Raw genomic sequence first — 10,292 nt, 5'->3', positions numbered from 1 at the left:
GGCTCGACACGTCGATGAAGCGGTCGGCAGCCCTGGCCGAATGGCCAAGCATCGCCGGTGCAACCACGAAGGATAGCGCGACCGCCACTATCCTGAGCCAAAACCCCTGCATTCCCCGTCTCCCCGTTTGCTGCCCTTGGCAGCCCGCCGCGCCGACCTTCGTCAGTCTTGTCGCGGCACCTCGTATGTTTCCAGCTTGATGCCCCGGAACACGCCGACCGTCGCTTGCTTCGGCGGCTCCGGCTGGACGTATTTGATCACTTCTTTCACTTGCGGCTGCGCCTGAGGTGCGGCGGCCACGACCGTGACCGGCTTTGCCTTGCTCATCTGATCGATCTGGCTGCCGACTCGTTCCACCGCCTTGGCCAGGCCATCGATCTTCTCGTCGGCCTGCTTGCGCGCCGCTTCTTCGGCGGCCTGCCTGTCAAGCTCGGCCTGGCGCTTGGCGACATCCTCCGGCGTGTCGCCGGTCAAGTCCGCAAGTGTCACCCTCTCATTAACCTCGCCCCTGCTGCCGGCAGCCTGGCGCAACGCCAGTGACAACTGCCCCGCGCCCGCCGCGAGCGTCAGCTTCTGGGCGTCCTTGGTGCTGACTTCGACCGTGACGGCCTTTACGACCTGCGGGTTGTCCTTGCTTTCATCGGCGACCTGGTCGACGGCAAGCACTTTCACGCTTTGCAGCAGAACATCGACGAAGCTTTTGTCGGCGCCATCTTCGCCGCGTGTGGTGCGGGTCAGCAATACGTCGACCCTGTCGCCCGGAAAAACAAAGCCCGCGACACCGAGCACGTCGTTGACGCGGATGGAGACCGCCTTCATGCCCTCGCTAAGCACCGCCGACAATGTAGCACGCTGGCCCGGGCCGGTGATCTTGGTCGCAAGAATAGGTTCATTGGCGCTGATCGCTTGGAGCGCTTGGCGCGCGCCGCTGCCGGCCATCGCCTCTTTGACGGTCTTGAACGAGCCCGCCGGAACCGCCCCCGCCGGCCAAGGAATTTCGCGCAGCTTGTCCGCGCTGAGCGCGTCGCCGAATTTCAGCGGCATGGCCGCGACCACGACGCTGCTTGCTTGCACGCCGTTCGATTGGGCCAGTGCGTTGCGCTGGCCGGCCAGCCAAATGTTGACGAGGACAACCGCCAGCACACCGAATATGCCGGCGAGAACGATCATGATGAGTGTGTTGGCGCGCATAACCCAAGCCCCGAGCCAATAATGCGGGATTCGCCCCGCCATCACTTAAGTTCAGGCCCGGATTGCATAGCCCGGGCCTGATGTTGATCAAGCGATCAAGAACCGGCGCCGCTAGCGCAGGAGCCGACGCCCGAGTTATCCATGGCGGTGCACAGTTGGGTGAAGCGACCCGTGACCCAACCGCCGATGCCGATGATGATTCCGATCGCCGCGACCGCGATGATGCCGATCAGGATCGAATATTCGACCATAGCAGCGCCGTTTTCATCGTCGCGGAACTGCCGGGTCATCGTCATGAGCTTTTTCATGCCAATTTCTCCCTTTGGAGGTTTGAACCCGACGAGACAGAGCAAAGGAATGAACCCCAAACCCAAGCATCCCCCGTCACGTTCAATCCTAGGTCGCACGAAAAAGCCGAGTCAAACGGATTAACAGTTCCTTAACCCTCCAATACTCGATTTGAGACTTTCCCAATTTCGACAACAGCTTGATTCGGCTCGTTTTTCAAGTCATCTTAACCATTCATTCACAATTATGCCACGCCCGTGGCCAGTGGCTGCCACATTAGAAGCACGACATATCCGTTTATATTAAGTGGGTTAGCAGGGCGACTCCGCGGGAGTCGTCAAAGGTCTTAGGACTTTGGTCCATGTTCGCGAAGCAAACGAAAAATAGAACGATTTATCAGACTTTGATTTCTTAACTATGTCGCAAGTAATACCTTTAGTGTGTCCTCCAAGCCGCTTGTGCCCCCCGTGGTTAACGCTTAGTTTCGCGCTGGGGAAAATATAAGGGGGTAAGCGGCATGCTGGGTCGCTTCATCAAAGGGCCGAACGAACACAACACGTCGTTGGCGCCGATCATCGCCGCCGCGCCGAATGGAGCGGCCACGGCTCCCGCAGCCGAAGCGGAGCCGCAGGGCGATGATTTCCTGACCCTCAAGGTCGAGCTGCATCGCCATCTTATCGACCGCTTTAATCTGACCGCGCTGGAAAATGCGTCGAAGGACGAGATCCTGAATGAGATCCGGCCGATCGTGCGCGAGTTCGTCCGCGGCCGCAACGTGCCCTTGAATGCCCGGGAGCTCGATCAGCTGACCAGCGACACGGCCGATGAGATGCTGGGCCTTGGTCCCATCGAGCCGCTGCTGAAGGACGACTCGATCACCGACATCATGATCAACACGCATGAGCGCGTCTTCATCGAACGCCGCGGCATCATCGAGGAAACCTCCATCCGTTTCCGTGACGAGGCGCATCTGCTGCGCATCATCAACAAGATCGTCTCGGCCATCGGCCGCCGCGTCGACGAATCAGCGCCGATGGCGGATGCGCGCCTGGCGGACGGCTCGCGCGTCAACATCGCCGTGCGGCCGGTCTCTGTCGACGGCCCGCTGGTCTCGATCCGCAAATTTTCGAAGAACCCTTACTCGCTGGAACGCCTGATGGCATTCAATTCGATCCGCCAGCCGATGATCGACATGCTCAAGATCGCGGTGCAGGCGCGCAAGTCGATCCTGGTTTCGGGCGGCACCGGCAGCGGCAAGACGACGCTTCTCAACGCGCTGTCCAGCCATATCCCGGCCAAGGAACGCCTGGTCACCATTGAGGACGCGGCGGAATTGCAGCTGCAGCAGCCGCATGTCGGCCGGCTGGAAACGCGCCCGCCCAATGTTGAGGGCAAGGGCGAGATCCGCCAGCGCGAGCTGGTGAAGAATGCGCTGCGCATGCGCCCCGACCGCATCATCGTCGGCGAGGTGCGCGGCGAGGAAGCCTTCGACATGCTGCAGGCCATGAACACCGGCCATGAAGGCTCGATGACCACAATCCATGCCAACACCCCGCGTGATGCCATCTCGCGCCTGGAGCAGATGGTTGGCATGGCCGGCATGCCGATGACCCACGAATCCATCCGGGCTCAGATCGCTTCCGCCATCGACATCATCGTGCAGACGCAACGCCTTTCCGATGGTGGGCGGCGCGTGATCTCGATTTCAGAGATCACCGGCATGGAGGGGAATGTCGTCCAATTGCAGGAAATCTATCATTTCGTCAGGCGTGACGTGACCGCCGACGGATCGATCATTGGTGATTTCCGTGCGACCGGCGTGCGTCCACGCTTCGCGTCGGAGGCCGCGACGCTTGGTCTCCACTTTGCCAAGGACGCCTTTAACCCGCAGGTGGCGCTGTAATGCTCACAGGACAGGCGCTACTCTATTTTATCTACGCCGTTGCAGCGGCGTCTGTCATTCTGGCCGGTGAAGCTTTCTATCTTTCACTGACCAGTCGGCGCTCACGTTTCGCCGCGGTCAATTACAGGCTACGTCGCCTGGCTGACGAAGCGCCGGCGGAAAAGACGTTGAAGAGCTTGCTGCGTGAACGCGGCCTGACCGAGTCCGGAGACTTTGTCTTCGGTTTCGTTTGGTTGAACCGGCTCTATACGCAATCCGGCATCACCGGGAACCCGCTGATTTTCGCGGCGGTATTCCTGCTCGCCGGGTTGGCGATTGCGCTGACGCTGACACTGCTTTTCGGCTTTTCGGTTGTCGCGGCTCTGATCGCGTTTTTGATCGTGGGTCTTGCTCTGCCCCTTGTTGTCCTTCGGCGCGCGCGCAACAAGCGAATCGAAAAGTTCGCCAAGCAGCTCCCCGATGCCCTGGACATGATCGTTCGTTCGCTGCGCGCAGGGCACCCCGCCTCCGTTGCCATAGGTCTCGTCGCCCGCGAAATGGCTGACCCGCTCGGGACGGAATTTGGCATAGTTGCCGACGAAATCACTTTCGGGCTCAGCATGGAGCAGGCTGTAAAAAAGCTGTCGGAACGAGTGGGTTTCGAAGGATTGCATTTGCTGACGGTTTCTCTTTCGATCCAGTCGAAAACCGGCGGCAATCTCACCGAAATTCTCGCCAATCTTTCATCCGTCCTTCGTGAGCGGCAGAAATTGCGGCTGAAGATCAGAGCGCTCTCAGCCGAAGGGCGAGTTTCCGCATGGATAATCTCGTTTTTCCCGGTTGCAATGTTTCTGATACTGCAGGTCATTGCGCCCTCTTTCTATGGAAAGGTCTGGCACAGTCCGGCTATCGTCCCGATATTCACCGTCTTCGGTTTTTGGGCGTTGCTTGGTGATTACATTATGTATCGGATGGTCAACTTCGATTTTTAGGGGTGGCCATGAGCCTGCTTTCGAACATTAACGATCTGACCTTTCTGGTCTCCCTTGCCGTCTTCGCGGCGGCGGTGGCTTTGTTCCTGTTCGCGGCGCTGGTCCTCATGCCTGCAATGCAGACTCGTAAGCTTGTTTCGGACAGCCTTTTGGGTGAGCGCTCAGTCGACCCGCGATCCATACTGGCCCGGGACGAGCGCGCCAGGCTTGCGGCGCAGAAACCGATCGAGGCCTATTTCAAAGCTGTCGAAAAGGAACACAGGCAGCCGGATGCGCTTGAGGCAAAACTGTTCCGCGCCGGCTTCTATCAGAAGAGTGCGCCTTTAATTTACACGCTCAGTCGTCTCGCTGCTGTCGCCACAGGTTTTCTGGTGATGTACGCGCTTCTATCGAACGTCTTACCATCGAAATTGCCCGGCTTCTTCACTTTCGCCGGCGCTGGCCTGATTGGTCTCGGCTGTATCGTCATCCCGAGCATCATGCTCGACCGGTTCGAGAATACGCAAAAGAAAATCTATCGTCGCGCCTTTCCGGATTTCATGGATATGATGATCACCTGCGCCGACGCGGGCATGAGCCTCGAGGCGGCGGTCGAGCGGGTCAGCCACGAACTGGCCGGTACCCATAAGTGGCTTGGCATCCAGCTCTCGATCATGAATCTGCAATTGCGCGCCGGCAAGCCGCTGCGTGAGGCGCTACGCGAGCTTGCCGATCGCATCGGCCTGGATGAGGCAAAGGCCTTGGCGGTGCTGTTCCGGCAATCGGAAGAACTGGGCACCAGCCTGACCGATGCTTTGCGCGTCTACAGCGCCGAGATGCGCGACCAGCGCGTTCTTCAGGCCGAGGAGCGTGCCAATTCCTTGCCGGTCAAAATGATGATTCCGCTGGGGCTTTGCATTTTCCCTGTGGTGATGATGGTGATCATGCTACCGGTCATCATTCGCATGAGGGGCATTTTCTTCTGAACCGTCATATGATTAGGTTCTAAATTGAGTCGGAGGGCTTCTTGGGGCACAAGATGACAAAGCCGATGCGCCTAGCCGCCGCAGCCGGTGTGCTGCTGGTCATGCTTGCTGGTTGTCAGTCGACCGACACCACGGGCGGGGTCGTGCGCACCAACGAACCCGCCAAGGGCGACTACACAGCTTTTGGCGATACCTTCGACGGCCTGAAGACCATCAGCGATGTCGACTACTACGCCTCCGATCAGGCCATCACCGAGGCCAAGACCCAGTTCCGCTCCGAAAACTACGGCAATGCTGGTGCGCTGTTCTACAAGGCGACCCGGCTGGCGCCGAATGACGGCGTTGCCTGGCTGGGCCTTGCCGCCTCCTGTGATCGCATCCGCCGCTTCGATCTCTCCGATTTGGCCTATAGCCGAGCCTTCAAGCTGCTCGGCGCGACGCCGGAATACTACAACAATCTCGGCTACTCCTATCTGCTGCGCGGCAAGCTGCAGGAGGCGCGAACGAATTTCCTCAAGGCCTACGAGCTCGCGCCCAACGATCCGACCGTGGCCAACAATCTGAAGCTTCTGTCGTCAAGCGTGCGGAACATCGAGCGGTCATGAGCCTTTTGCTCGCCGCGTCGCTGTTGCTCAGGGCGCTGGCCATCCCGCTCCTCGGCAGGATCGCCTGGACCGATTTCACGACGCAGAAGATTGCCAACCGTGACGTGCTGCTGCTGATATGCCTCGGTCTCGGCTCACTCCAGCTCGTGTCCGTGCAGAGCGGATCATGGTGGGACATGGGCCTGAGCGCGATCGGCTGCGTGCTGCTGTTCGTGGCGCTGTTTCCATTCTGGGTCCTGCGCAAGCTCGGCGCCGGCGACGTGAAGCTGATGGCGGCGGTGCCGCTTCTGATTGGCGGAAACGGCCTTGTCGTGTTCACGATTTTCCTGCTGGTCTTCGCGCTGGCAACCGCGGCATTGGTCAAGAACCCCTTTCTCCTGCCGGCGGGCGCGTTCCGTCTCTATGTCCAGCACATGGACAGGAAAGGCGTCGTGCCGTTCGGCGTGCCGATCTCGGCCGCCGCGATCTGCGCGATCCTGTTCCAGGTCTATGGCGGTGTGATGCTGGCCAGCAGCTCGGGAGAACTGCAGCAGCTTAACTAGCGTTTAGGTCCGCGGGGTCCTTCCATGTCAATAGCGAGGCTGGCGGCTCGCAGCAGTTCGGCGGTGTGGCGCGCCAATCAATTCTTCTTCTTGACGGTAATTACCTATATCCTTGTCGCGCTTATCGCTGCGGTGCATTGGAAAATTGCCATCGATGTAAAATTATACAACAAAAATTTCCTGTTTTTTGGGTCCGTAGTAACTCTCATTCTTGTTGTCATGGTTTCCGGTCGGTTGCTCATTGAGCGGCCAGCGGAGCCGTTGCGCGCCATAAGGAATCTTATGATTTCCAACAGGCTGGCGGACCGAATTATAGTCGGATTGCCGGTTGCGCTCGTCTTCCCGATCTTTTTCTCGGTGTTCACCAGCATCAAGGGAGGCATCGGCAAGATCCAGCCATTCTATGCCGACCCGGGCCTGACCGCGGTCGACAGGGCAATTCATGGCGGGATCGAAGCCTGGAGGTTTTTTCATCCTATCCTCGGCTTTGGCCCCGTCACCTTTTCACTGAACGTTCTTTACAATCTCTGGTTCGCAGAGGTTTTCATCGTTCTGTTTTGCGTCGTTTTTTCCACCGGGAACGAGCGGCTGCGTTCCCAGTTTTTGGTCACGTTCATCCTGAGTTGGGTGCTGCTCGGCAATGTCTTGGCGGCGGCCTTCGCATCGGTTGGACCGGCATTCGTTTCGCCATTTTACAGCGACAGCACGTTTTCTCCCCTGATGGACTACCTTCGGACGACTAATATTACCTACCCTGTCTTGGCGTTGGACACCCAGAATTACCTGTTGGCCGACGCCAGCCTTGATGGCCCTCGCTTGGGTAGCGGCATTTCGGCCTTTCCATCTGTGCATGTGGCGGTGGCTACCCTCAACGCAATTTACTTGTGGCGCTTTGGTCGAGTGCTGCGGTGGGTTGGCCTGATCTTCTTGCTCTGCATTCAATTGGGTTCAGTGCATTTGGCCTGGCACTACGCCGTCGATGGGTACGCGTCTATGCTATTGACGCTAGCCATCTGGATCTTCGTCCGATGGCTTCAAAGGGCGTTAAGCCTGTCTGCCGACAAATATGTGAGATCCGGTGCCGATTTCGGCTGACCCTGCCTTCAAGCCGCTTATGTCGACGGCATAGCGCCATCCCCGATGCGCTGCCCGCTATAGCGCCATATCAGAACGGTCGCGATGATCGAGAAATAACCATCGATGGCATAGTGCCAGCCGAAATAGACCGACCCGAAGAGGATCACGCCGGCATAGGTCCACGCTAAAGCGCCGACCCGTCGATTGAGGCTTGAAAGGAAAAGGGCGTTCAGCACGGCAATAGCCACGTGGAAGCTGGGCATCGCCGAAATGCCTGTCCCTATCGAGGCTCTGTGGGTCGTATACGACGCATACAGGTGATCGGTGATCAGCAGGGTGTCCGGTCCGGAATCGCTTGCCTTGAGCGATCGGATAAGGTCCTCGAATCTGTCTGGATCGAACAGCCGATCATAGAAGATCGGTCCTGCCGATGAAGCGGCCAGTCTCACGATCACACCCAGAACGACTGCGGTGGTGATAAGCGACAGGAAATAGCGCTGGCGCTTCGATGCATCGTCCAGCCAGGCCGCCACGACGACGACGGTGGCAAGCACGACGAACCAAAGCTGCGAATACAGAATGTAGAGCGCTCGATCCGCGATGCCTGGAACCGGCAGGGCGCGCGCCCATCTCCACGGATCGCCGAAATGCAGGTCAGCGTCGATCCTTGCCAGGAATTGATCGGCGAAGAACGGCACCATCTGCGAGAATTCATGCTTATAGGCAGTGAATGCAGCCAGACAAAGTATGAAGACCCCAAGCGTTGATGCCGCTCCGACGCCTCGCGATGCGAGTTTGTGCAGCAGCCAGCTTGCCGGGGCCCGTGGTTGGCTGACGACTGCTGCGACGATCAGCCCGATCAGGATCAGAAAGGGCAGCAACAGATAAAGCAGCAGGAGCCTGAAGGTGCCCAGCGCGGCGAAATAGGTATCGGGGTACAGATAGGCCGCAAGCCCGGCATAGCACAGGCAAGCAACCGCGAGCTTTGCGGAGACCGAGAACCTTGATTGTTCGGCAGCTATGTCAGGCGCCATTTCCATTGCCGCACCGGCTTTTTCTTGATGACGGGCAAAGGCGGCGGCTCGCCCGAAACGGCTGGTTTGGGCGAGTCGAATATGAAGCGTTCGGTGAGGGCCACCGCGCCAGCCGCCACCGCGCCCACAACAGCCAAAATGAGAAGCGTTCGAAGAAAACCCAACGAGACCCCCAGAGCCCGATTTTAGAGCGATTCAGCGTTTGATGGAATCGCCAACCCGCTCTAGCTCTTTGTTTTTAAGCAATCCGGACAGCAAACCGCTGCGCACTTTTCCTGGAATTGCTCTCAAAACCCCGACGTCTGCTTCTCTACCAGCTTCAGCTGGCCCTTCTCCAACTTGAAAAACGGCATAGACCTTTGGCTTGAGCCGTCGCTGCGGAAGCGGAACAGGCCGGTCGAGCCGCGGAAGCCGATCGCGTTTTCCAGCACCTGCTTGCTGAAGCCGTCGGGGCCGGCGGAGCTCGCTATGCCCGCGCTCAGCGCCACCATGTCGTAGGCATAGGCCACGTTGACGTCTGGCTGGTAGTTGTAGGTCGCCTTGAAGCGGTCGGCGATCGGCCCGGTCTCGCTCTGGTCGAGCGTGGCGATATAGGCGCCCTCATAGAGCGGATCCATCGGGCGCTCGAGCCAGCGGTCGGTGCCGATCAGCGTCACCGTCTTGCCGGGAATGCCCTTGGCCTTCAGCGCCGCAAGCACGGCGGCCGGGCTGCCGTCGCCGCAGGCGACGACCACGGCATCCGGCGCCTCAACCAGCGAGCCCATGTCGGACACCACCTTGGCGCCGCCATCCGTCGGCGAATAGGGCAGCGTCACCGCAAGCGTGGCGCCATAGATGCTGAGCGCGTTGGCCACCCGGGATTCGACGGCGCTTGAATTCGCGCCCGCCGGCACCATCAGCACGAATTTCCTGGCGCCCTTGCCGGCGATTGCCGCCGCGCCGGCCGCGGCACTATCGGCTTCGCTGAGCCGCACGGAATAGACGCCGGGGCCGCCGGCGAAATTGTCGGCCAGCGCCAGCACCGGCGGCCGCTTGGAGCCGGAGAGCTTGGCAAGGTGCTGCGCGGCCGCAAGCTCGGAGGGGCCGAGGACGACCTTGGCCGTGCCCGAGGTGATCGCCTTCACCGCGAGGTCCTTGGCGTAGCCGCTGTCGCCGCGCGTATCCTGGATCGTCAGCGTCAAAAGCTTGTCGCCGAGATCGGCCATTGCGAGCCGCGCGCCGTCATACATCTTCCGGCCGTTCTCGCCGGTGCTTTCGGGCGCCGAAAGCGGCAGCAGCATGGTCACCTTGGTCGGCCCCGTGCCGAGCGTCAGGTTGGCCTTCGCTGCCACGGCCGAGGTCGGGCCGCTCGACGTCGCGCTGGTCGCGGTTCCGGCGCCCTGTGCCGCGGCGGCCGGGTTGCCAGGGGCCGCGCTGCTTGCCTGCTGCGCCGCGGCGGCGCCCGCCCGGCCAGCCGGCGCCGCGATCGCCGACGGATCGAGCACGTCCGACGCGCCGCTCTTGGACTGGCATCCAGACGCTGCCGCCGAGACTGCAAGGGCGAGCGCCATGGCCCGCCAACGCTCGCGTCGGAGATCAGTTGGCGGCGTCCTGCCGGCATGCGCGGCAGCCGGCCGCGCGGTCGCCGAGGCGTCCGCCCGGGCTTGCATCGTCATCATTGCAAACGGTCGGCGCGGCGCACGCCCGTCAGCTCAGTGCATGTACTCGACCATGCGG

Annotated in this window: 11 protein-coding genes; 6 read left to right on the top strand and 5 right to left on the bottom strand. The window is 60.3% G+C overall.

The genetic code is table 11. From position 1 onward, the window contains the following. Window positions 1–162 precede the first annotated feature (162 nt). Both cpaB and EOA27_RS08740 read right to left on the bottom strand, forming a co-directional pair. On the bottom strand, window positions 163–1,191 hold the full coding sequence (gene cpaB, locus EOA27_RS08745; protein ID WP_126079119.1) for a Flp pilus assembly protein CpaB: 1,029 nt from the start codon (window positions 1,189–1,191) through the stop codon (window positions 163–165). Window positions 1,192–1,286: 95 nt separating this feature from the next. Next, window positions 1,287–1,499 (bottom strand): Flp family type IVb pilin, encoded by a 213-nt coding sequence (locus tag EOA27_RS08740; RefSeq protein ID WP_126079118.1) that lies wholly within the window; start codon window positions 1,497–1,499, stop codon window positions 1,287–1,289. Between the two features lie 497 nt (window positions 1,500–1,996). Here EOA27_RS08740 and EOA27_RS08735 point away from each other — a divergent pair, with 497 nt between their 5' ends. Genes EOA27_RS08735 through EOA27_RS08710 form a run of 6 tightly spaced genes read left to right on the top strand, consistent with a single transcriptional unit; the run spans window position 1,997 to window position 7,560 of the window. Continuing rightward, a complete protein-coding gene (locus tag EOA27_RS08735; RefSeq protein WP_127255966.1) occupies window positions 1,997–3,382 on the top strand; it encodes a CpaF family protein in 1,386 nt (461 codons plus the stop codon). After that, window positions 3,382–4,353: a type II secretion system F family protein gene (locus tag EOA27_RS08730; protein WP_126079116.1), complete on the top strand. Its 972-nt coding sequence runs from the start codon at window positions 3,382–3,384 to the stop codon at window positions 4,351–4,353. The genes EOA27_RS08735 and EOA27_RS08730 overlap by 1 nt, the downstream gene beginning before the upstream one ends. An 8-nt stretch (window positions 4,354–4,361) precedes the next feature. After that, window positions 4,362–5,318, top strand: a complete 957-nt coding sequence (locus EOA27_RS08725; RefSeq protein ID WP_189343243.1) for a type II secretion system F family protein — start codon at window positions 4,362–4,364, stop codon at window positions 5,316–5,318. A gap of 53 nt (window positions 5,319–5,371) precedes the next feature. Next, on the top strand, window positions 5,372–5,923 hold the full coding sequence (locus EOA27_RS08720) for a tetratricopeptide repeat protein (protein ID WP_189343242.1): 552 nt from the start codon (window positions 5,372–5,374) through the stop codon (window positions 5,921–5,923). After that, the gene (locus tag EOA27_RS08715) at window positions 5,920–6,465 is read left to right on the top strand and encodes a prepilin peptidase (RefSeq protein WP_126079115.1); all 546 of its coding nucleotides are present in this window, start codon (window positions 5,920–5,922) and stop codon (window positions 6,463–6,465) included. The genes EOA27_RS08720 and EOA27_RS08715 overlap by 4 nt, the downstream gene beginning before the upstream one ends. 24 nt (window positions 6,466–6,489) lie before the next feature. Next, window positions 6,490–7,560: a phosphatase PAP2 family protein gene (locus EOA27_RS08710; protein WP_126079114.1), complete on the top strand. Its 1,071-nt coding sequence runs from the start codon at window positions 6,490–6,492 to the stop codon at window positions 7,558–7,560. Between the two features lie 17 nt (window positions 7,561–7,577). Here EOA27_RS08710 and EOA27_RS08705 read toward each other — a convergent pair whose 3' ends face one another. From EOA27_RS08705 to EOA27_RS08695, 3 genes are all read right to left on the bottom strand, one after another. Then, window positions 7,578–8,576: a phosphatase PAP2 family protein gene (locus tag EOA27_RS08705; protein WP_189353934.1), complete on the bottom strand. Its 999-nt coding sequence runs from the start codon at window positions 8,574–8,576 to the stop codon at window positions 7,578–7,580. Beyond that, the gene (locus EOA27_RS08700; protein ID WP_126079112.1) at window positions 8,561–8,740 is read right to left on the bottom strand and encodes a hypothetical protein; all 180 of its coding nucleotides are present in this window, start codon (window positions 8,738–8,740) and stop codon (window positions 8,561–8,563) included. The genes EOA27_RS08705 and EOA27_RS08700 overlap by 16 nt, the downstream gene beginning before the upstream one ends. Window positions 8,741–8,863: 123 nt before the next feature. Continuing rightward, entirely contained in the window at window positions 8,864–10,234 is a 1,371-nt protein-coding gene (locus EOA27_RS08695) for an ABC transporter substrate-binding protein (protein WP_348639279.1), read from the bottom strand. Window positions 10,235–10,292 lie beyond the last annotated feature (58 nt).

The organism is Mesorhizobium sp. M2A.F.Ca.ET.037.01.1.1 (genome assembly GCF_003998075.1).
In the GTDB taxonomy this organism is placed as follows: Bacteria; Pseudomonadota; Alphaproteobacteria; order Rhizobiales; family Rhizobiaceae; genus Mesorhizobium.
Note: the sequence above shows the minus strand (reverse complement) of the source record. Positions and strands in the feature narration are given on the sequence as shown.

Bases quoted from the DNA above. Each gene is read 5' to 3' on its own strand.
- EOA27_RS08705 (WP_189353934.1), bottom strand. From the start codon at position 8,576: ATGGCGCCTGACATAGCTGCCGAACAATCAAGGTTCTCGGTCTCCGCA.
- cpaB (WP_126079119.1), bottom strand. From the start codon at position 1,191: ATGCGCGCCAACACACTCATCATGATCGTTCTCGCCGGCATATTCGGT.
- EOA27_RS08715 (WP_126079115.1), top strand. From the start codon at position 5,920: ATGAGCCTTTTGCTCGCCGCGTCGCTGTTGCTCAGGGCGCTGGCCATC.
- EOA27_RS08695 (WP_348639279.1), bottom strand. From the start codon at position 10,234: ATGATGACGATGCAAGCCCGGGCGGACGCCTCGGCGACCGCGCGGCCG.
- EOA27_RS08730 (WP_126079116.1), top strand. From the start codon at position 3,382: ATGCTCACAGGACAGGCGCTACTCTATTTTATCTACGCCGTTGCAGCG.
- EOA27_RS08740 (WP_126079118.1), bottom strand. From the start codon at position 1,499: ATGAAAAAGCTCATGACGATGACCCGGCAGTTCCGCGACGATGAAAAC.
- EOA27_RS08735 (WP_127255966.1), top strand. From the start codon at position 1,997: ATGCTGGGTCGCTTCATCAAAGGGCCGAACGAACACAACACGTCGTTG.
- EOA27_RS08720 (WP_189343242.1), top strand. From the start codon at position 5,372: ATGACAAAGCCGATGCGCCTAGCCGCCGCAGCCGGTGTGCTGCTGGTC.
- EOA27_RS08725 (WP_189343243.1), top strand. From the start codon at position 4,362: ATGAGCCTGCTTTCGAACATTAACGATCTGACCTTTCTGGTCTCCCTT.
- EOA27_RS08710 (WP_126079114.1), top strand. From the start codon at position 6,490: ATGTCAATAGCGAGGCTGGCGGCTCGCAGCAGTTCGGCGGTGTGGCGC.